Origin of the sequence: Pseudomonas japonica, from assembly GCF_013522925.1 — a bacterium.
GTDB lineage: Bacteria > Pseudomonadota > Gammaproteobacteria > Pseudomonadales > Pseudomonadaceae > Aquipseudomonas > Aquipseudomonas japonica_A.
The window spans coordinates 301245-322747 of the sequence record NZ_JAAMQU010000007.1; the positions used below are offsets into that span (position 1 = coordinate 301245).

The 21503-nt window shown below is 54.2% G+C and carries 18 protein-coding genes and 1 pseudogene; 11 read left to right on the top strand and 8 right to left on the bottom strand.

Features of this window, described 5'->3' with window-relative positions; genetic code table 11:
- Positions 1–73: 73 nt before the first annotated feature.
- Complete coding sequence (locus tag G7016_RS13875; protein ID WP_181115142.1) at positions 74–1219, bottom strand: serine hydrolase domain-containing protein; 1146 nt, start codon at positions 1217–1219, stop codon at positions 74–76.
- 96 nt (positions 1220–1315) lie between these two features.
- Positions 1316–3460 (bottom strand): ATP-dependent DNA helicase DinG, encoded by a 2145-nt coding sequence (gene dinG, locus G7016_RS13880; RefSeq protein WP_181115144.1) that lies wholly within the window; start codon positions 3458–3460, stop codon positions 1316–1318.
- A gap of 96 nt (positions 3461–3556) precedes the next feature.
- Between dinG and G7016_RS13885 the strand changes: the two genes are divergently transcribed.
- Positions 3557–3964, top strand: coding sequence for a hypothetical protein (locus tag G7016_RS13885; RefSeq protein WP_181115145.1), 408 nt, complete (start codon positions 3557–3559; stop codon positions 3962–3964).
- Between the two features lie 86 nt (positions 3965–4050).
- Here the strand turns inward: G7016_RS13885 and G7016_RS13890 are convergent, their stop codons facing one another.
- Positions 4051–4686, bottom strand: a complete 636-nt coding sequence (locus G7016_RS13890) for a TetR/AcrR family transcriptional regulator (protein ID WP_181115146.1) — start codon at positions 4684–4686, stop codon at positions 4051–4053.
- A gap of 70 nt (positions 4687–4756) precedes the next feature.
- Here G7016_RS13890 and G7016_RS13895 point away from each other — a divergent pair, with 70 nt between their 5' ends.
- On the top strand, positions 4757–5887 hold the full coding sequence (locus G7016_RS13895) for an aminotransferase class V-fold PLP-dependent enzyme (RefSeq protein WP_181115148.1): 1131 nt from the start codon (positions 4757–4759) through the stop codon (positions 5885–5887).
- A gap of 214 nt (positions 5888–6101) precedes the next feature.
- On the opposite strand, the gene G7016_RS13900 is transcribed toward G7016_RS13895, so the two are convergent.
- The 4 genes and pseudogenes from G7016_RS13900 to G7016_RS13915 form a co-directional block, all read right to left on the bottom strand.
- The gene (locus tag G7016_RS13900; protein ID WP_181115230.1) at positions 6102–6884 is read right to left on the bottom strand and encodes a TatD family hydrolase; all 783 of its coding nucleotides are present in this window, start codon (positions 6882–6884) and stop codon (positions 6102–6104) included.
- 24 nt (positions 6885–6908) lie between these two features.
- Positions 6909–7265, bottom strand: a complete 357-nt coding sequence (locus tag G7016_RS13905) for a PilZ domain-containing protein (protein WP_181115150.1) — start codon at positions 7263–7265, stop codon at positions 6909–6911.
- A 31-nt stretch (positions 7266–7296) separates the two neighbouring features.
- A complete protein-coding gene (locus G7016_RS13910) occupies positions 7297–8280 on the bottom strand; it encodes a DNA polymerase III subunit delta' (protein ID WP_181115152.1) in 984 nt (327 codons plus the stop codon).
- Positions 8273–8611, bottom strand: a pseudogene (locus G7016_RS13915) (dTMP kinase); the annotation flags it as partial. The gene G7016_RS13910 and the pseudogene G7016_RS13915, both read right to left, overlap by 8 nt.
- A gap of 110 nt (positions 8612–8721) precedes the next feature.
- On the opposite strand from G7016_RS13915, the gene G7016_RS13920 reads away from it, so the two are divergent.
- The 9 genes from G7016_RS13920 to G7016_RS13960 all read left to right on the top strand — a co-directional run bounded on the left by G7016_RS13920 (position 8722) and on the right by G7016_RS13960 (position 19529).
- The gene (locus tag G7016_RS13920; RefSeq protein ID WP_181115156.1) at positions 8722–9528 is read left to right on the top strand and encodes a deoxynucleotide monophosphate kinase family protein; all 807 of its coding nucleotides are present in this window, start codon (positions 8722–8724) and stop codon (positions 9526–9528) included.
- Positions 9529–9599: 71 nt separating this feature from the next.
- Complete coding sequence (locus G7016_RS13925) at positions 9600–11771, top strand: hypothetical protein (protein ID WP_181115158.1); 2172 nt, start codon at positions 9600–9602, stop codon at positions 11769–11771.
- Entirely contained in the window at positions 11768–13813 is a 2046-nt protein-coding gene (locus G7016_RS13930; protein ID WP_181115162.1) for a tyrosine-type recombinase/integrase, read from the top strand. Before G7016_RS13925 ends, G7016_RS13930 begins: the two co-directional genes overlap by 4 nt.
- On the top strand, positions 13810–14790 hold the full coding sequence (locus G7016_RS13935) for a hypothetical protein (protein WP_181115165.1): 981 nt from the start codon (positions 13810–13812) through the stop codon (positions 14788–14790). Before G7016_RS13930 ends, G7016_RS13935 begins: the two co-directional genes overlap by 4 nt.
- A gap of 1 nt (position 14791) precedes the next feature.
- Positions 14792–16090 carry a tyrosine-type recombinase/integrase gene (locus G7016_RS13940; protein WP_181115168.1) on the top strand — a complete coding sequence of 433 codons (1299 nt, stop codon included), beginning with the start codon at positions 14792–14794 and terminating at the stop codon, positions 16088–16090.
- 903 nt (positions 16091–16993) lie between these two features.
- Positions 16994–17629 (top strand): hypothetical protein, encoded by a 636-nt coding sequence (locus G7016_RS13945; protein WP_181115171.1) that lies wholly within the window; start codon positions 16994–16996, stop codon positions 17627–17629.
- A gap of 76 nt (positions 17630–17705) precedes the next feature.
- Positions 17706–17996, top strand: coding sequence for a hypothetical protein (locus G7016_RS13950; protein WP_181115174.1), 291 nt, complete (start codon positions 17706–17708; stop codon positions 17994–17996).
- Between the two features lie 32 nt (positions 17997–18028).
- The gene (locus G7016_RS13955) at positions 18029–18493 is read left to right on the top strand and encodes a hypothetical protein (protein ID WP_181115177.1); all 465 of its coding nucleotides are present in this window, start codon (positions 18029–18031) and stop codon (positions 18491–18493) included.
- Positions 18494–19268: 775 nt separating this feature from the next.
- A complete protein-coding gene (locus tag G7016_RS13960) occupies positions 19269–19529 on the top strand; it encodes a hypothetical protein (RefSeq protein WP_181115179.1) in 261 nt (86 codons plus the stop codon).
- Positions 19530–19799: 270 nt separating this feature from the next.
- Here the strand turns inward: G7016_RS13960 and G7016_RS13965 are convergent, their stop codons facing one another.
- Positions 19800–20024, bottom strand: coding sequence for an AbrB/MazE/SpoVT family DNA-binding domain-containing protein (locus G7016_RS13965; RefSeq protein WP_181115181.1), 225 nt, complete (start codon positions 20022–20024; stop codon positions 19800–19802).
- Positions 20025–21503 lie beyond the last annotated feature (1479 nt).

A 21503-nucleotide genomic window follows, 5' to 3' on the forward strand; every position in this document is an offset into this window, starting at 1 on the left:
GAAAACCCACATAAATCGTTGATTGGATGGTAGAACATTCCAGCGCCAGTGAGCTACCGTCGGTCGTGTCGCACTACAGGCACCGGGCAACCGCGCGGGCAAGTTTTTGCGCGCGCGGGTCCATCAATATATAGGGGCCAAGGGTATTGGTGACGAAGCCGAACGCCACGCCGCTGTGCGGGTCGGCGAAACCCACCGAGCCCCCAGCGCCGGGATGGCCGAACGCACCTGGCCCCATCCCGAAGGTCGCGTTGGCCAGCGTTGGCTGGTCGAGCATACACCCCAGGCCGAAACGCGTTGGGGTGAGCAAGGTAAGGTCGTCGCCCTGGCTATGTTCACGAGTGAGCTCATCGAGCCACTCGCCGTCCAGCAATTGCCCTTCAAGCAGGCCCTGGTAAAAACCCGCAAGGCTTCGAGCGTTGCCGTGGCCGTTCGCAGCGGGTTGCTCCATGCGGCGCCATTCGGGTTTATTGGTGCTGGTGAGAATGGAAGGTGGGTTGGTAAAGGCCCGCGTACTCAATGCTTCCGGCTCGCGCAGCGTTACCTGAAGCAAGCGCTGGGCGGCGGCGTCTCCCGGGTTGCCCTTGCCGCGAGCCACGTGGGCGACGCGATGGAATTCGCTGTCGCTCAGGCCGATATGGAAGTCCAGGCCCAGCGGTGCCACTACCCGGTCCACGATCGCACGACCGGGCGAACGCCCGTCCACTCGCCGGATCACCTCTCCAAGCAGCCAGCCGTAGGTGATCGCCGCATAGCCGTGGGCAGTCCCCGGCTCGAACCAGGGGCGCTCCGCCGCCAACGCCGCGGTCATCACCGGCCAGTCATACAACGCCTCTGCCGGCAAAAGCTCGCGCAGCGCCGGCAGGCCGGCCCGGTGGCACAACAGCTGGCGCACGGTAATCGACGCCTTGCCGTTCACGGCAAATTCAGGCCAGTACTGCGCCACTGGGGCGTCCAGAGCGAGCTTGCCCTCCGCGGCCAGTTGCAGTGCTGCCACCGCCGTGAGGGTTTTGGTGCATGAGAAGAGGTTCACCAGCGTATCGCTGTGCCAGGCCTCGGTGCCGTCCTTGTCGCTGGTGCCGCCCCACAGGTCGACCACCGTTTCGCCGTTTACCTGCACGCACAAGGCCGCTCCACGCTCCTGGCGATCCTCGAACAGCGCGGCGAACGTATCGCGCACTGTTTCGAATTCCAGCGAATAATGGCCTTTGACTAGCACAGAAGCTCCCGGCGGGTTCGGCAAAAATGATTTGGCATTGTTTCAGCCATTCACGGCTTTGTGAAGGGAATCGGCAGGGCGTTCGGCGGGCGCCTGCTAGCCGATTTCCCGGCGAAACGGCGGTAATGCATCGAGAATGGCCTTGCCATAGCGCTGGGTAACCACGCGACGGTCCAGCAAGGTGATCATTCCGCGGTCCTGCTCGGTGCGCAGCAAGCGGCCGCAGGCCTGGATCAGGCGCAGGGACGCATCCGGCACGGCGATTTCCATGAACGGGTTCCCCCCGCGCGCCTCGATCCATTCAGCCAACGCTGCTTCCACGGGGTCGTCGGGCACCGCGAAGGGTATTTTCGCAATCACCACGTGCTCGCAGTAGGCCCCGGGAAGGTCGACGCCCTCGGCAAAGCTGGCGAGGCCGAACAATACGCTGCTTTCCCCGTCGTCGACGCGCGCCTTGTGCTTGTTCAAGGTTTCCTGCTTGGACAGGTTGCCCTGAATGAACACCTGCCGGCGCCATTCACGGTCCAGCCCGTCGAAAACGTCCTGCATTTGCCGGCGGGACGAGAACAGAACGAGCGAGCCCCGCGAGCCTTCGACCAGCCCGGGAAGCTCACGGATGATCGCGGCGGTATGGGCGGCGGCGTCACGTGGGTCGGCCCGTAGGTCTGGCACCCGCAGCACCCCGGCGTCGGCATGATGGAACGGGCTTGGGACTACGGCCGTGACGGCATCCCTGGGTAGCCCGGCGCGCATGCGGAAACGGTCGAAGCGGCCCAGCGCGGTGAGCGTGGCGGAGGTTACCACCGCGCCGAAGGCCACATTCCAGAGGTTGCGACGCAGCATTTCCGCCGCCAGGATGGGGCTGGCGTTCACTTCGAGGTCGTACAGCGAACCGGCTTCCACCAGGGTGAGCCAGCGTGCCATGGGCGGGCTGCCTTCCGGATCCTCGGCGGTGAAGGCGACCCACAGCTCCCAGCTACCCTGCGCGCGGGCGAGCAGCGTGCCGAACAGCGGGTACCATTCCTCTGCCTGGTGGCTGGCAATCCCGATATTCACCTCGCCTTCCATCCCTTCCTTGAGCAACTCGGCCAGGCGGGTATAGAGGTCGGTGAGCCGGGCGAAGCCCTTTTTCAGCTCCAGGCCCATCTCGCGGATATGCTCGGGCACCAGCCCGCCCACGAACCGATGCCGTGGCCGTTCGCGGCCTTCCATGTCTTCGCCGGGCCGGAAGTCGGCCAGTTGCTCGCAGGCGCCGTACATGAACTGCATTTGTGCCTTGAGCTCGCGGGCCAGCTCCGGCACTTGCTCGATCAGTTTGCCGAGGTCACCGGGCAAAGGATGCTGGGCGAGCAGCTTGGTGAGGTTGCGGGCCGTTTGCTCAAGCCAGTCAGCCGTTGAGCGCAGCCGCGTGAAATGGGCAAAGTGGCCGATGGCTTTGTCGGGCAGGTGATGCCCCTCGTCGAACACATAGAGTGTGTCTTTCGGGTCTGGCAGTACGGCGCCGCCGCCGAGTGCGAGGTCGGCCAGAACCATGTCATGGTTGGTGACGATCACATCGACCTTGCCCATGCCTTCCCGCGCCTTGAAGAAGGTGCACTGCTGGAAGTTCGGACAATGGCGGTTGGTGCACTGGCTATGGTCGGTGGTAAGGCGCGCCCAGACAGGATCTTCCAACGCCTCGGGCCAGCTGTCACGGTCACCGTCCCAACGGTTGCCGGCCAGCTTCTCGATCATTTTGGTGAACAGTTTGAGGCTGGCCTCGTCCACGTCGATGGAAAAGCCTTCGTCCTCGAACAGCTGGGCGGTGGCGTTCTGCGCCTCCCCTTCCTGCAGCAAGGCATCGAGCTTGGACAGGCACAGATAGCGCCCGCGCCCCTTGGCCAGCGCGAAGGTGAAGTTGAGCCCGGCGTTGCGCATGATGTCCGGGAGGTCCTTGTGGACGATCTGTTCCTGCAGCGCCACGGTAGCGGTTGCGATCACCAGCCGCTTGCCAGCAGCCTTGGCGGCGGGAATGGCCGCCAGGCTGTACGCCACGGTTTTACCGGTACCCGTGCCTGCCTCGACCGCAACCACGGCCGGTTCGCCCACGCGCCGCCCCTCCTCGTCGCACGGGACGGCGCCCAGCGCCTTGGCCACCTCGGCGATCATCAGGCGTTGGCCATAACGGGCCTTGAGCCCCTTGGCCTCGAGAAAACGGCTATAGGCGCCCTGGATGGTTGATTTGAGTTCAGTGCTGAGCATGGAGTCCGAGCGGCCCAAAGGGCTGGATGGATTATCAGTAGTTCGGGAAGGTCGCTATCATACCCGCTATTGCCTGAGGCGCCGACCGAAAGTCCGATGAACTCCACAACTTTTCATTTCAACGCCCCGCTCGCGCTTGCCGCGGCAGCCGCTGCGTGCTGCCTGGCACTGGTGTATGGCGCCATTCACGTACGTCAGCCGCTACGGCTGCGCCTGGGCTACGGGGTTGCCTGGATATGCCTGGCAGTGCTGGCCGGTTGCCTGGTCGCCTGGTTCAAAAGCCACTTTCCCAGCCTGGAGACCGCGCCTCGGCCGGTGCAGTGGCAATTGGGGGCTACCCTGGCGGCGGGCGCATTGCTGGCACGGGTAAGCCTGTTGCGCGCCGGAGAACTGGCCGCCGCTGACGGCCATGGCGCTGTTCGCCTGGCGCGTATCGTGCGTTGGCAGTTGGTTGCGGCGGCAGTGCTGCTGGGGGTGGGTACGGCGGTGGGAATGGCAGGGTAGCGATTGCAGCAGCCCTGCCGGGCTGGTCGCCGCCAAGGCGGGCTGCTACAGAGCCGTATTGGCGGATGCAAAAGAGCGAGCGCCGTTCAGGCTGGCCCGTCACCGTCGCGCTTGCGCTTGTTGCCCATTCGTACGCCGATGTCCATGAGGAACTGGAAAAACCCTTCCTGGTCCTCCAGCACATTGCTCCAGAACGGCGAGTGATAGAGCGCTACGGCGCCATGCACCAGCGCCCACGAGGCGCAGTAATGGAAGTACGGTGGTACGTCTTCGAGCTTGCCTTCATCGATACGGCCCTTGATCAACTGAGTGAGCCGATCGAAGTTGGACGCCCGAATGCTGTGCAGCTCGGTGACCATTTCAGGTACCTGGTTACCCTTCACCACTTTCTCTTCCAGCCGGTCGAACAGCCGGTAGCGCTGCGGGTCGCGCATGCGGAACTCGAAATACGCGCGCGACAGTGCTTCCTTGTCACGGTCCACGTCGGCGGAGTGCAACAGGCCGTTGAGGTCACGCTCATAATCAAGCATCAGCCGCAGGTAGATTTCGGCCTTGGATTTGAAATGCTTGTAGATGGTCCCTTTGCCGATACCCACCGCATCGGCGATCATCTCCACGGTCACGCTGTCCTCCCCCTGTTCCAGGAACAGTTTGAGCGCCGTGTCGAGGATTTCCTGTTCCCTACGGCGGAATTCGCGGACCTTTCTAGGTTCTTTCTGCATACACGGACCGGGGCTGAATCGAAGCCGGTATTATGCCTAAATTGCGTCAAATTGCACGGATCATCCGATTATGTCCAGGTTTGTAGACGAGTTCCCCCAGGCCCCAGGGCTTCTGTATCTCAACCATGCGGCGGTCTCGCCCTGGCCACGTCGCAGTGCGGAGGCAGTCACCCGCTTCGCTCAGGAAAACGTGCTGGTCGGCGCCCGCGACTACCCGGCTTGGCTGGACGTAGAGCAGCGCCTGCGGGAGCGCTTGCAGCGTTTGCTCAATGCTCCGGCGGCCACCGACATCGCACTGGTGAAGAACACCTCTGAAGCGCTTTCGTTCGTGGCTTTCGGCCTGGACTGGGCGCCAGGTGACCAGGTTGTGATCAGCGACGAGGAATTTCCCTCCAACCGCATCGTCTGGGAAGCCCTGGCGCCCAAGGGCGTGGAGGTCATCAAGGTCAGCCTGGCAGGCCCAGACCCGGAAGCCGCGCTGTTGAGCGCCTGCGGGCCACGTACCCGCCTGTTGGCCATCAGCGCGGTGCAATACGCCAGCGGCCTTAGAATGGACCTCGTGCGCCTGGGCCAAGGGTGCAAGTCAAAGGGCGTACTGTTCTGCATCGATGCGATCCAGCAACTGGGCGCTGCCCCGTTCGACGTACAGGCCTATGAATGCGATTTCGCTATGGCGGACGGGCACAAATGGATGATGGGGCCTGAGGGCCTTGGCGTGTTCTATTGCCGTGCCGAGCTGCGTTCAACCCTGCGGTTGCAGGAATATGGCTGGCATATGCTGGAGCACATGGGCGATTACACCCGTGACACCTGGGAGCCGGCCAACAGTGCGCGGCGCTTTGAATGCGGCAGCCCGAATATCCTGGGCACCATGGCGCTCGAAGCCAGCCTGGCCCTGCTTGAAGAAGCAGGCATGGTGAACGTAGCCCAGGCAATCGAAAACCACATCGTAGCGCTGACTGCCGGCATCGAGCGTATCCCCGGTGCCCGGATTCATTCTCCGCTCGCCGCTGAACGCCGGTCGGGCATACTTTCGTTCAGCGTGGATGGCAAGGACAGCCTTGTCTTGCACAAGCAATTGATGGCCGAGGGGGTGGTTTGTATCCCGCGCGGGAAGGGCGTGCGCTTTTCACCTCACTTCTATACCACCGACAGCGTGATCGCCGAAGCCTTGGCCATTCTGACCCGACTGTGCAGGTGAGTTGTCAGCAAGAGGCGGTTGATTCCAAAACTGTTTAAAAAACGATCATTTTCAGCTGGACGAATAGAGAAGCTAGCCAATACTGAAACTGTTGGTACACCCTACCCCCCATAGGGTGAACCGATAAAGGTGTCGACGGACCGCGCACCTTTGTTTTACTCCTAATGGTCTTAACCCGGATTCCCCCCCAGAACCCGGGTTTTTTTTGCCTGTTTCAAGCTACCCTCGCTTGTGGAAACAGCTGCCGGAAGTTTGCGGTGGTTTGCGCGGCGAACTGCTCATAGGGTTCGCCGCGAAGGTCGGCAAGAAAAGCCGCCACTTCATAAACATACTGCGGCAGGTTGGGCTTGCCTCGGTAGGGGATCGGCGCAAGGTAAGGGGAGTCCGTTTCGACCAACAGGCGATCGGCCGGGACCTGCCGGGCCACTTCACGCAAGGCTTCGGCATTGCGGAAGGTCACAATGCCGGAAAGGGAGATATAAAAGCCCAGGTCCAGCGCAGCCTTGGCCATGGCCCAGTCCTCGGTAAAGCAGTGCAGCACCCCGCCCTGTGGCAGGGCTGCTTCGCGCAGCAGCTCCAACGTGTCCGCCTGGGCGGCGCGGGTATGCACGATCACGGGCTTGCCGGTAATCGCCGCAGCTTCCAGGTGCAAGCGGAACGAAGCTTTCTGAACCTCGGCCGATTCGGGTTCGTAGTGATAATCCAGCCCCGTCTCGCCAATGGCCACCACGCGCGGGTGGTCCAGCTCGCTCAACAGCCACGGCAAGGTAGGCGCGCCTTCGGGGGCCACATCCAGCGGATGAATGCCCACCGAACAATCCACGTCCTCATAGCGGTCCGCCAGGTCGCGTACCGCCTGTGCGTTATCCGCGCTTACACCGATGCATAAAAAATGGCCCACGCCCCTCGCCCGGGCCGCGTCCAACGCGGCATCGAGGGACCCGCCGTGGATGGAGAGGTCGAGGCGATCGAGGTGACAGTGGGAATCGACGAGCAGCGGCGAGGAAGAATTCATTGGGCTCTACATGGTATGGGTCGGCCGGTCCGACTTCAGCGCACCGGCGAGGTAGGTTTCGATCTTGTTGCGGGCGGTGTCGTCGCCATCGTTGAACTGCACGCCCACGCCGGCTGCCCGGTTGCCCTGCGCGCCACGCGGAGTGATCCAGGCGACCTTGCCCGCCACCGGGATCTTCTCGGGTTCATCCATCAGGTTGAGCAGCATGAAGAGCTCGTCGCCAAGCCGGTAGCTCTTGGCGGTGGGGATGAACAGCCCGCCGTTCTTGATAAATGGCATATAGGCGGCGTACAGCACTGCCTTGTCCTTGATGGTCAGCGACAGGATACCGCTACGCGGACCCGGAGCGATCGGCTGGTTCATTGATCATCCTTACTACTGAAGAAGTGCCCGCCTAGCGCTGATCTGGCAATGCCAGCCAGGACACCAGCAAGGTTTCGAGTAGCAATACACGGTTGAGGTTCGCTTTTGAGAGCACCTTCTGGCGATGCTGAAGCACCCAGTCCTGGATAGCCATTACTTTGCCAGTTGTTGTTTTCTGGGCGAGATATTGCAGTACTTTGCGCATATCACTCAAGCCTAAACCGTCCTCGTCCTGCGTCAACCGGTACCGCAGCAACCGCTGGGCCCAGTCGCAGAACCAATCGAACAGCCAGATCAGCGGCACATCTTTCCAGCTTTCAGCCAACTGCGTGGGGCTTTGCTGTTGCTTGAGCAGGCGTTTCACCCCCTCCACTACCGTGGCACGCTGGACGAGTACGTCCTGAGCGTGCAATTGCCTGGCCGCCAAAGGCGACGCGTTAGCAAGGGCAAGCAGTTCTTCTCTTGCCTCGGCGGGCACTTCCGGTAATGCGGCTGCAAGCCACTGCGCAGCCACTTCAGGTGTGGGCAGTGGGCAAGGTTGCTGCACGCAGCGGCTACGAAGGGTAGGCAACAGGCGGCTGGGCTGGTGACTTACGAGCAACATCACCGTATTGCCCGAGGGCTCTTCCAGGCTTTTGAGCAACGCATTGGCGGCGTTGAGGTTCATCGCCTCTACCGGCTCGATCAGTACCACTTTGCGCCCGCCCAGTTGAGCGGTCTGGCTCACGAAATCCACCAGCCGGCGCACCTGGTCAACCACGATTGCCTTGTCTGCTTCCTCGGGTTGCAGCAGGAAATTATCCGGGTGGCTGCCTGCGGCTAACAGCAGGCAACTCTTGCATTGGCCGCAGGGCTTGCCTGCGCTGGCGCTGCATAGCAACAAACGCATGAACTGCTCGGCCAATTCCCGCTTGCCGATCCCGGCGGGGCCTTGCAACAGGTACGCATGGGCGTGCTCGGTCCGGCTGCTCAGTTGCTGCCAAAGCCCGGCCTGCCACGGGTAGGGCTCACCCACGGGCGCGCTCCAGCCAATGTGGCAGGCTATCGTGCAGCCGCGCCTGAACCTCTTCCAGGGGCAGGCTGGCGTCGATCACCTGGTAGCGCAGTGGGTCGGCCGCAGCGCGGGCCAGGTAAGCCTGGCGCACAGCTTCGAAGAAGCTGCGGGCTTCCTGCTCGAAACGGTCCAGCCGGCCACGTGCCGCCGCACGCGCCAGCCCCACTTCGACTGGAAGATCGAACACCAGGGTGAGGTCTGGGCGCAGGCCGCCCTGCACGAAGGCTTCAAGCTGGGCGATGCGCTCTGTTGGTACGCCGCGCCCACCGCCTTGATACGCATAGGTGGCATCATATTTCGGGTTGGCTACTGACGTAAACAAAGCAGATTTATTCCCCGATTTCTGGAAACGTAAACTACACTCACACATTAGATTTTAAAGCAATCAGATGTCGAGAGAAAATGAGAAAAATCATAGGTTTAGCCGCCGTAGCCCGTTCGGGTAAAGACACTGTCGCTAGCATCCTGCTCTCGAACGACAACGTTGCCGCCTACGCATTGGCGGATCCGCTGAAGGTTGGGTGCCAGCACCTCTTCGGTCTGAGTGATGCTCAAACTTGGGATGATAACTGCAAAGAGGTGATTATCCCACGCTGGGCGCGGTCGCCACGTCAACTCTTTCAGGAGGTGGGCACCGAATGGATGCGCAATCATAACCCCGAATTCTGGCTGATGCGTGCTGATCGAGAAATTCATGGATCCCATGCAGACCTTTTGCCTAAACACATTCCTGGTATCTCGGCTGAAGCGGGTGCGATCTACAGGGCATGCCAAGCATTCTTTGGCTTCCAGGCCGAGCAGTTGCTTGACGACCAGCAGGCTAACATTCCGGACACGTTGTGGGGGGTGACACCCCACGAGATGCACAACCTGATTCGGGATCTCACCCTAAAATCATTCCCAAACTGGGAAGAAATTCGTACTGAAAATGATTTCGATACCACCCCCTCTCGCAAAAACGAGATCAGTGGCGCGGATGTAATAATTATCAAAGACATCCGTTTCGAGAACGAAGCGGAATACATTCGCAAACACAATGGAGAGATCTGGCACATCATTCGACCGAATGCTCAGAAAGTAAACTCGCATGAATCTGAAGCTGGTATTCAATACCATGCTGAAGATCGAATAATTAAGAATACCGGAACCATTGATCAGCTTCGAGCTAACGTAGCAGAGACCTGGAAAAAGTTTAACGCTCAAGATTAACCAGCGAAAGCCTCTGCTCACTTGTAGGCCAAACGGCATAGCCGCAAAGCCGCATAGACAAGGAGTTAAGAATGAGCTCTACAGATCAAGACAAGAAAGATATATATATATCATCAGATGGCCGAAAAGTAAGATGCACAATCAAAAACCATCCTTATTTTAATGGCGAAGGCAATATTTGCAGCGCATTACTATTTGTTTTTATCCATGTATGCACCACTCGGTGCAATGCCATCGGTTATCAAATCCAGTCTGCCATCCTGGCTTTCCTAACATATTTATCACAATATAATATAGCCACCCACATAAAACTTAAAGTCTTAAACATCTCCGATATCACAGCTGAGATTTTCCTTGATTATGTTAGCTTTTGCCAAAGGGAAGCATTTCCTAAAAGCTATCCACCCTCCTTAAAAGCCGGAATCAAGGCGACAGCCTTGGAAACTGGGAAAATCCCTATACTCGCCCTTCCTATACTCCCGGGCCAAAAAGGGAAGCCGACCGAGCCATTATACGATGATGGCTATGAAAGTTTACAGTCCTCGCTTATTACACACATTGACAAGCTGTATGGCCAACTGGAATCACGTTCAGCAATAGAGAGAGCTCAACCATATACATACGAGGAACTAGCTGACCTAGCTCTTCGCCAGATACCGAAGGATGACTTTGTCCACTGGTGGCGAACTACGACTCACTGGGGCAGGGGGCACCGTCGCGATGAGGTAATTAGACGCCTCAAGCTGTGTACAGACCGGGAATTGCGCGAGACTCAAAATAAACCAGAGCTTCTTAAGACGGTAGAGAAATTAACGCGAGACCATGTCCTTCCAGATAATTTTATCTCGAACAATGTGGCCTATGACCTCCAATACTACTCTGAATGGTACCCAGACGATGCGCGCGTAATTAAAACATTTCTGGTCAATGGCTACCCCATAGGTATGCTATTTGATGAAGTACAAAATATAGCAGACCCCAAGTTTAGTCGCATTGCAGATTGCGATACTACCGTAAAGCTTCTGGTCAATCGCATCCGCTTCAGCTCCGGAGCAAACCGAAGGACGATACTTTGGCCTTTAGATTGGTATTTCGCCGATTACTACCCTCGATCTATCGATATGTCCGCAATCATTGTATTTATCATGCTGCAGTCGGGATGGAACCAAGAAAGCGTTATGTCCTTGGACAAGGATAAATATGAGCACGCTTTGACCGGGGCAATTAACGCTGACCAGGTAGTAGTTTTTGGAGAAAAATTTAGATCGCAAGGCTATGGAAAAAGTTATCCTGACCCAGAGCCTATATTTGCACCGAGTGATGGACGAAATCCCTATTCCATCGTTAGCCTGATACGTCTCGCCAACAAGCTATCCCGGCCATTACAAGGAATCCCCTTCGACTCATGCCCGGAGCGCATAACTACAAGCAAACTGAACCAGTTATTTTTGTTCCTGCGAGAGTCCGGGGAGTGGTGCAAATCAAGTCGGCATACCTCAATTAGTTTTGGCCCATACTTCAGGCAAGGCGTAAAAGAGTTTCTAAAAGAGTACGAAATTTTCGACAACGGGATTCGCGTTACAAACGTCAAAAAATTAACACTCCGCCTTCGACCTACCTGGGTTAAGTACAAACAGCCAGGCGATAACACTGGCTTTCTTTCTCGCAGGTTGCATCATAAAAGCCGGACAACCACAGATATCTTCTACGACAGCTCCTCTCAAGCCGAACAAAAAAGGAAGGTAAAGCTTCGTTCAGAGCAGGAAGAGGTGATGAGGCTTATTCGCGCACGCGCTTTTTCAGGCTTAGTCGTCAATCAAAAGTTAGCTGAAGCGAAAAAAATATCTTCCATGAGGATTTTCGCTATACCAGGCATAGAGCGTCCGCTATGGGGGTGTAGCGGGGGCATACCTAACTGGCCTGGAGCAGAAAGCTTATCTCAAGAAGGGAAATGTTATTCTCTGGAAAACTGCTGGTTTTGTGGATGCCAAATGGTTTTCGAGGATTCTCTGCCTTTTATGATAGAGCGGCTTGTATATATCGAGGAGTTCCTTGATGGTGACACTGAGCCTTCCTTCAAAAATCGTTTAGCAAGCGAAAGAAAATCCATTATGGAAGTGATGGACAAATGGGAAGATGAAGAAGCCATTAGGGAAGCGATACGATATCAGAAAGTCAACGGGCCATTAATGCCGCCTGATTTGTCGGTGCTCAAGCTGATATTCAAGACGGGGGATCTATGACTGAGAATACTGACGACCTCGATCTCTTATCGGATTACGAGGCAGACTTTGAGGACAGCCTCTCGGAAGAACTGCAGGATCTTTTTGCAGAGGACTTTCACACGCCCTCCATTCGCCCCATCTCGCTAGCCGACAAATTGGCAATGCTTGAAGACTTTCCTGTATCCCCTGTTTCTTCTTACCTTGATCCTAGGTGGTTTCTCCCTGTCTCAAGCATGCGCCCCCCCATTAATCTGGCCTTCAACAGCGACATGCCAGGCTTTACGGAGTTGAATCGAGCACTTACAGGTTACGCATTACCTCAATTCAACCCGTTTAACACAATTAAGAGTTACATCACTACCAAATACTACCACTATAACGCCAAGTTGATAGAACGCTTAGTGTTAGCTCCAAACCAAATCACCGCCACCCCAGAACACTTAGCGCTCATTACTACAAAAATGTTGAATGAGGCACTTGATGTCGCCAAGGCAAGCGACAGCCCCGCCAATTATGCCCAACTTTATAGAATGTTATGCTACTGGGCGGCATTATCAGAGCAAAACCTGATTCCTCCAGAACTTAAATTATCCATCTCGCTTGATTCTTTTGCCTACAAAGAACGTCACAATGACGTACAGGATCATTACCTAAGCATCCTAACGCCATGGAAAGCATTTTCAGAGGTGGAGCTTGAATCCCTTCTGACACACTCGTTGTTTTGGACTGAAAAAGCCATTCCTGCTTTAGACAAGATTAAAGACCAGATAGCCAAGTTTAGCTGGGGTAAATCCCAAAATATAAATCGCCAAGTTTCCGACCCTGACATAGAAGCCATTATGGCTTCAATCGATGGAATAGAGATTTTCAGCATAAACAAAACTGAATTTGCTAAAGACCGAGGGCCGAGGGCTTATCCCACATACACTAAAAAAGCCACGCACTATATTATATACTCCTACACTTGGCTAACCAATTATGGCATAGCACTAGACAATATAAGAAACGCCATATTTATCCTAATGGCGCTTCTAACGGGAGCCAGAATCTCAGAGTTAAATCCCATGAGAATCTCTGACATTCGGATGGCTGAAAACGGAGAATATTGGGTTAAAATTCGTCGCTGGAAGACATCTACTGATCCTAACTATCACGGAGATCTAGTAGACATACCCATTCCAAAATTTCTTGGTGTAATCGTATCCAAATTCAAAGAGCTACGGGATTTCAGAGTTCAACGTTCGATCCCGCGCGCAGACTATTTGTTTGGCTCTAACATTTCCACGAGGGTTTCGAACCACCAAGCCCAACATGTCCAATATATAATTTCAAAGCTTAAAGAGGAGCTGCAACTTGACAATCTGCACTGCCATCGATTCAGGAAAACAATTGCAGAGATCCTGATAAACCGCGACGAACGCAATATAGAGATCATTAGATACTTGTTTGGTCACGATAGCTACGAAATGACCTTAAGATATATTGCACGCAACCCGTTCATGGTGCGGGACATAGCAATTGCTTTTGAAAACTCGTACTCAGAGGATCTTTACGCCATCATTCGAGAAGTTAATCAGGGGCACTACTCGGGTGAAGCAGCTGATCGGATTGCCACAAGCGTCACCAAAGACGGGGGCGCCTTCTTGGGCAAATCCTTGAAACTTACGGTATTGCGCTACATCTCACACCTTTTAATGGCCGGCGAACCCATTTTTATTCAACGAACTGCAGTAGGCACATTTTGTGTCAACGGCGAAAACTTCACTGAAGAAAATGCGCCACCTTGTGCCCGGAACAATAAAGGCCAAGTTATTAACGATATCCCGAACCCGTCCAATTGCCACTATGAATGCAGGAACATCGTAGTATTACCTAAGGCAAAGCAGGCAATCATGGAAAACATAAAATTCTGCAAACATATAATCCAAAGCAGTGGAGCTGAGCTTAGCGCTAGGGGTCATCGTCTCGTGGCAGCGAAATTGGCCACATTCGAACTGCATCTCCAAAACCTTAGCAGGCCCAACCCACAAGTTGATCTCATTGTGGGAGGTGGTGAATGAGACCAAAATCAGACACCAGAGCCCGCTTGATCCGAGCTATCGCAGAACGACTTTTCGATGGATCAGAAAAAAAAATCCTGATCCGGCATATTTGTGACTCAGTAGGGATTACCAGGCAATCATTCAACCGTTACTACGATGATTTGAAGCCATACCTCAATGGCGAGAAACTCATCGGTGAATTGCTAGGCAATGACTCTACCGGAAGCACTGAGCATTACCTGGTACAGAGTCAATCGACCATCAGCGCATTAGAAATGCAGGTTGAACATTTAAAGACAATACACTCCAAAGAGTTAAAGAAGGTAACCGAAAATTATGTTACCACCTTGATGAATAATGACATAACGCTGTGGCAGGTAGATAAAACAAGGGCCACCGTCGAAAAACAAAACACCTTAATTGACGATTACTGCAAACAAATTACCGATTTAAAACTTAAATTAACGAACGTTGAGCTTGAAAAATTTAATTATAAATCAGGCGTCAATCTACAGTCGAAAATTTTACTCGAGCCAAATTTTACTTCAGCATTCAACGCCATCCACGATGGTGACCAAAAAGAAAAATTCGAAGCACTCAAGGACACTGAACTTCAGAAGCTTGCTGCAAAAGCCAGTCAGTATACCGACGACAGCCTCTATAGCCTCGTAATTTTCTTAGACCTATACATATGCAACTTCCAAAAATTTGCTGAGCATCACCCAAGAGACCCAGATAAAACCTATGTGTACATCAAGCTACCTATATTTTCCGTACTAGAAATGCGCCTTTTTTTAAAAAAAATTGCAAAAAGTTCTTCGATTTTTCTATACGTACCATACTGCAAATCGGAACACGAAAAGTCTGCCCAGCGAAAATTCCACTTTCGACAAATCCCCGAAATTGAGCTCACTCAGGCCGACCAATCGCCAACCTATAAATTAGAACATGGATTCACGCAAGTCACTCACTACACAATAACTCAAGGTGACTGAAATGAAGATCGAGATAAAACTCATCAACTACACATCAGCCCAAACCAACCTTATTGTATCTCACTATGTCATCATGCAAGACTGCGGGCATAAGAAAATCTTGCTAAGCCATCCAAATTTGTACCTTTACGCCGAAACCCGACAATCGGAGAATACTTCAGAACGCTATGCTAGGATTATTTCCAGCTTCTATTGCTTCCTTTCAACTCTGCTGGAATTTCAAAATATTGGTGCTGCTCAATATCATCTCTATGCCACAAACGAAAGTATCGTTACATGGCAAGCTCAACGCCTTATAGAGCGCATCAATTCAGGGGCAGATAAGCCAAGCGTAGAAACTATAACGGTAGAGGCTAGTCTATTACAGAGCTATTTTCACTGGCTCAGCAAAACTGGTTACCCCACAGGGGTGAACGTTATTTTAAAAACCAGTAAAGCCAACTTTAATGATAGCCGTCTGCTTAGCTACATATCACGGCGCACTAAAACAGTTATTGACAGCTCTACGATCAGGGCCATGGACAAAGATCGTGAACAGCGTCGCCATGCAGGACTTATTACAGAGTCAGAGATAAAGACACTTCTGAACCAATACTCTGACGTCGTTTACGTCGCGCTCTTTTCCCTTGCCATTGGCACAGGGATGCGCCCCATGGATATATGCAAATTTCCATATGTGGGCAATGGTAGAAACATTCATATTATGCCGGCTTCAATGATGTATAGCTCAGAGCAAGTCATTGATTTTATCATCCAGAGCAAAGGTCGCAAGACCCGCACAGTCAAGATACACATTAGAGACTTACAAGCAATCGAGGAGATTTATACCGATAAGCATTATCAGGCCCGTGCCAAACTTTACGAGAAGCGCTATGGCCACCCTTGCCCTCCCAGTATATTGTTCCTGACTAAGCGCGGCGAACCTGTTACTCAGCGAATGATCTCAGACAGAACAGGTGATGCCAAAAGAAAATCGGTGAAAGCCGACAAAAGGTTTCGAACTCATATTACCTTTTACCACACTCGCCATTGGTGGCCGACCTATTACCTAATCCGTATTCACGGGGAAAATATCCTTACAGATCATGCCTTGGTCTACAATGCAGCAGCAGAGCAAGCAATGATTCATCAGATGGGGCATGGAACAATGCATGTGACATATAAATACTACATAGATATGGCTCGACTTTTGATAATGGCGCGTAAAGGATGGATGCAAGATTTGCTGCAGTACCATGCTGATCCCGTTATCGATTTCATATCAGCAGTAGCGAAAGTCGACCAAGGCGCAAAACGCTGATATGAGAAAGGGAAAGGGAAAGGGAAAGGGAAAGGGAAAGGGAAAGGGTGATGTTACCCCTGCCTCTACCGTATTTTGTACCAATAGAGCCATATTTCACGTCTTCCAGCGAATCGCAGCCTGGATCGCTCGAGACTAAAGACCTGCGTGGCTACGGCAGCAGCAGCGTCGCTTTATCGCAGCAGTGAACAGCTTGAATCCCCATATTACTGAAAAGCATGGAGGGTTCGCGTAGACCCAGATGAGACGCGCGCTCGTAGTTAATACCTACAGATCCATCTGGTACACAACCCAGCCGGAACGGCGACTGACGACCATGTAGCGCTCACACGGGAGGAAACCAGGAGCATCCTGGAGTGCGTTGAGCTGGTTACTTGGCGTCGATGGCCCTCGGAAGCAGTTACCCGCTTTATATGCTTCCAATCCCTGGCGTGGGGTAAGTTCGCTGTCCCTGCATCTTCTTGGATTGATGCGGAAGCACACAGCAGGGTTGCCGACACTCTGCAGCTGACCGGGCTCCATGCTTGTGCGGCCATGGATGCCTGGATGGCCCTTTGAGCCTCTAAGCGAGGACGAGATCTATTCAGGCATTCTGACTAAACATTCTGTCTCGTGGTCAAAGAGGTCATGGAGTCGACCGTCTTGGGTCTTAGCGCGTAGAAGCTGGCGAACTTTGATCAGGATGGCATGGAGGAGAACTGGTGAGCTGTTCTACAGGCTATGGAGAGGGAACTCACAACGTGGTCGACTTTTTACGCAAAGCAATGCGGCAAAACCTAGCCTTTGATCTTATGGGTATGCTCGTAAGTTACTGATATTTCGTCGGAAAAAATAATATTTCGCGGCCCACCAGCTTGACCAAAACCATACCTACGGCTTCATTTCCCCCATCATAAAGGAGAAATGTTTATTCCAGCTTTGTTCTACCCCGAGTGCGATCCTGTAGAACCCGGTGATGCCCCCAACCACATCATCTACAGCTGCCTGCAGTGGAAAGGCCCGAATCTCGAAGCGCTACCGCACGCCGCCAAGCAAACCTTTTGCTTGCTGTACGGCGATCATTTAGATGAGAGCCTTCTCATAGCCCTGGAGCACATGCACATTCGTGGTGCCATGTCCCCGGTGAAACTGATTGCGTTCCACGACGACTGCCTCAGTGTCTTTCTCGAAAGCACCACTATGAGCGACACGATTCCTGCCCTCGAGACGATGTGGGAGAGGTTCGTCGGGGTCGATCCTATCCGATTTTATCACGTCAGTTTTTCCAGTGAGGCTGACGTTTATTCAGGCCGTTCGGACTATCCATATTGGGGGGTTGTGAAGCAGATTTTGGAGTCGAACTCGCTGGGTATCGCCGACTATGAACCGCCTGTGTTTGATCATGGCATCGAGGCTAACGATGACGACTGGCCGTTCTTTCCTACATTAGGTGTGTGCGTTCATTCCGGACTCGCAGCCCCCTCTTCCAAGTCCGAATTGTCACAAGGTCGGTGCCTCACATGCGGCCCGTTCAAATTCCAGATCGATCCCGAGACCTGATCCTACCAGGGACGTCTCCGACTAATTTCGGCCTACTGTCGTAGCTACGTCAGTCGAATCACACGCGGACATCAACATGCTGACAGTGGAACAAATCAAGCTTAAGGGGATGTGCTACTTCGACCGTGCGGCCCTGGAGGAAATGCTCACCCCTGGGGCCGCCAAGGGCCAGTGTGGAGGGCATGACAGCCTCGACTGCCTGACCCTCTACGATGCGTTCCTAGTGATCGTTGGGGTGGTTGAGGGCTATGCATGCAGCGTCACTGCTTTCCAGGCATTCAAAGGGTCTTTGGCGGTCGAACTGCGGCAAGATCCGTCGGTAGTGACGACTACACTTGGGGTACATGCAGTTTCTTCAGAGACCTAGGCGTATTGGGGGACGATGACGTGCTCTGGATTATGAATTCCACCACGATTCAGTGTGACGAGAGCTACCGAGCCTGTAACCCATCTGCAGCGGCGTTGGAGCACTACCGATCCTGGTTTGCAACATCGGAGCCTAGCGTTGGAGTGCACTTTAACCTCGCCGCGATCCACCCACATCTGAGTGAGCAATCCCAAGATCACCTCAGGCCACTACTTGCCACCTACTTCGGCGGCTTGAGCGCGTATCCAGGAACGTTGGATGCAGGTCTGATCCAAGGACTGCTCCAGGGGCTTGTGCATCAAAACTCTCAGACTGAACTCAGTGAACTGCGCTTGGGCGTCACGGCAAGTGAACAGTTCGTTTCAGATGCCAAGCGTCACTCTGACCAGCAGATGGAATGGGCTGGTTACTCCGCACGCGAGCAAATGCAGAATTGGAAATTGAATCTTGATGTGATTGTGAAGGTTTTCGTGGCAAATGGCTTCCCTGCTCCATAGGGATAGAAGCTGCAAGGCCATCTGGTGTCTTCGTTGTTGATAATCAAACTCTTCGTGCGAGTGACGCCTGTTTTGGCATGCTCCTTCGGAGCCGGCTGTCGTGAACCAAGCCTCTGCTAACGCATTGTCTTGGCCCGCTGGGCTTCCATCCTCACGTCTGCGCGCTCCGCTTGCTTTGACACAGCACCCGCCCCCAGGCCTTATCTGGCATCCCAACTGCTCCTAGGGCCGTATCCGAGCCAATCGCACCAGAACCCTAAGCTTGACGACTTTGATGTTACCCATCGGTGTCTTATTGTCCCAGCCTGCTCGTAGTTAGGTAAGTTTGGGCCACAGGTTCGCTTTGATCAGCTTCTACACAATCTGAGTGGTGGTGAGAATATGCGTTTGCTGACTTCAGTCCGGGAAAGGCTCTTTAGGGATACGAGACCAGAATAGGTCATACGCCAAGAGGGAGTTCATACAGGTGGCCAATCGGCTCAAAATATCAGGGGTTACAGATCGCGGCGGCATATCTATAGACCCCTAAGAGATTCGAGATCAGATCATCGCGGCCCGCGAAGAGCACAAGGACTTGTTGCACCGTCCATCTCTCTGATCTAGGTAAGGCGTATGAATCGGGAGTGGCGAGATAGCTATCCCGCTCCATGTAGCGTCTGCCTGCTACCGTTGCTGGCGGAGCAAGCACTCTCTCGAAATCCGTCTGCGCGCTCAAGTTTCTTGTTTCGGCTCCGTTTAGTTAGTCATAAGGCTAAAATTTACGAGAGCCAGGCCCGTGAGCACCACACTCCCCCCGAATGATTTCTTCGTCCTTCATAATCTGTTGTGCGAGATGTCTTTCGCCACGTTCACTAACCCAGACTGGGTGGAAACTGAGCCAGTGGACGAGACCAACAGCTGCACGGTGCTGATGAATAGGGAAGCTGACGGCCTTGTATTCATGCGGATCGATGATTGTGGATTCAGATTTACCACGCAGCAAGCGATGGCTCTGGCCAGAAAACTGATGGAGCTGTCCGGTCATCACGGCAACTGACTCGGTGATCGCTTCAGACACTGCCTACTGGATTAACCGAGCACATGCGGTGAGAGCCTACATGCACGTCATTTGGGCGTGCCCGGTGGGGCCGACTGTCGTTAACTGAGCCTTGGCGTTGCCGGCATCACGACCCTTACCGTGATGACAAGTGAGCGGCGGAACTCTCTGAAAGCCCGCCGTGCTGATCGTGAGGGCAACGTCGAATAGCACATTAGTGCTTCGTAGCGCCCCATTCATTTCAGCTTGGAGAATTCTTGACGAAATCCATTAAAGTTGGATGGCAGCATTCATGCTTTCAATGCTGATCGGAGCATCTGGCGTCCGAATCAATCCCTTCAACGCTTTTACTGACTTCGTCCTAGCGATGATGAGGAATTCCCCTTTCCCCGTCTCGACAAATTCAACCCGATCGCCCGGGCCGAGACACAGCGCGACCCTCATTTGCTGAGGAATCACGACTTGGCCTTCAGATGAAATCGTTGCTGTAGCCATTCCGCTCTATCCTTTCTCCCGGTCAGGCATGGGAGTCATGGCGACCCTGCTACCCCCGCCGCCACAGAGTTAGCGGGATCTCAATTGCAAGCATAGCTGCTGTGTGCCGGATACAACGAAGCCCTGTGACAGGTTGTGAGCCGCAATCCCTGGACGGGTACCCGCTTCGCCGCAATTGGTGTCCGTCCGAGCCTCAGTGGGTTGCTTACGGCCTACCTACGGTTGAGGTAAGCTAGTGGCTACTGACTCCATCAATCGAGCTTCAGAGGTGGCATATGGGTTGGCTGAATGCGATACGGGAACGACTCTTCAGGGATAGACGACCTGAGTGGGAGATACGACGTGAGAGAGAATTTATCCAGGCCGCCAATCGACTTAAGACGTTGCGAGTCACGCCCCGAGGGGGCATGTCCATTGATCCTGAAGAAATTCGCGATCAAATCATTGCGGCTCGCGAAGAGCTCAAACATTTTGTACGAAGATGAGTCGTGAGTCTAAAAACCCTCTCCACACGGGTCGAGCCGCTGCTCGCGGCGAGAAAGCGTGAGCGCCAAGGCTGCGGAATATTGTGGTCTCTGACGATGCTAAGGCCGCAGGCATGATCTTCAGCGGGTACTTGCACTAAAAGCTCCTCCGCATCCAGGATTTTCGTTACCAGTGAGGCATCATCGGCCTCTGCCCGGTCAATCTCATTGAGAGCCAGGATTAGCTCAAGCGCTGCGGGATCACCAGATAGTAGACCTGCAAGGCGCCAGAGAGCCCTTCTCCTTGGGTTTCGCGCGTGTGAATGTCGTTGTTTCTATCCATCAAACCCTATACTCAGCGCGATGCAATTGGTGTGAGGTAACGGTATAGGTCTACTCGGAGCCTGGCGTCCAGAAGCGCGTGGTGCAGTAGATCTGGAATAGTCATATCCCCTATGTCGTCGGCTTCCAGGTGGCGGAAGACCTGCAACAGATCTGTGGCCTGGTTGGTGACATTCGGTAGCCACCGGTGATCCACCTAAGCGGCTAGTCGAACCGGAATGTAACGTTTATTTCGCACTGTAACGTTTACGCTGTTGCATGAGAAAAACTACCTTACAGACGCGGCAGGGCGGTGCAAATCCATGCCTTCCGTGCGGGACTGGCAGGGGCGTGAGATATGCTCAAGATAGTCTTGCGGATCGTCAGCATCAGCCTACTGGCCCTTGGCGTTGCTCCCTGTCTTCGACGTGATGATGAGAGCAGAGACTGGAGCGGCTATTGAACGCGTTGTGAGATTGCCTGCTGGGGCGGTGCGTGTCCCCTCCCGGGGACGGCTGTCGTGAACCAGGACAAGGCATCTTGGCCCTACGGGCGTTCATCCTGCATGCCTGCGCGCTCCGCTTGCAGCCGCCTCTTGCCGCTTGAGCTCACCTACGCCATATCTGTCAGTTACGGTAGGAGATCTGTAGTGCCAGTGCAGCCATCGTCGCTTCCTGCCAGACAGGTCTGGCTA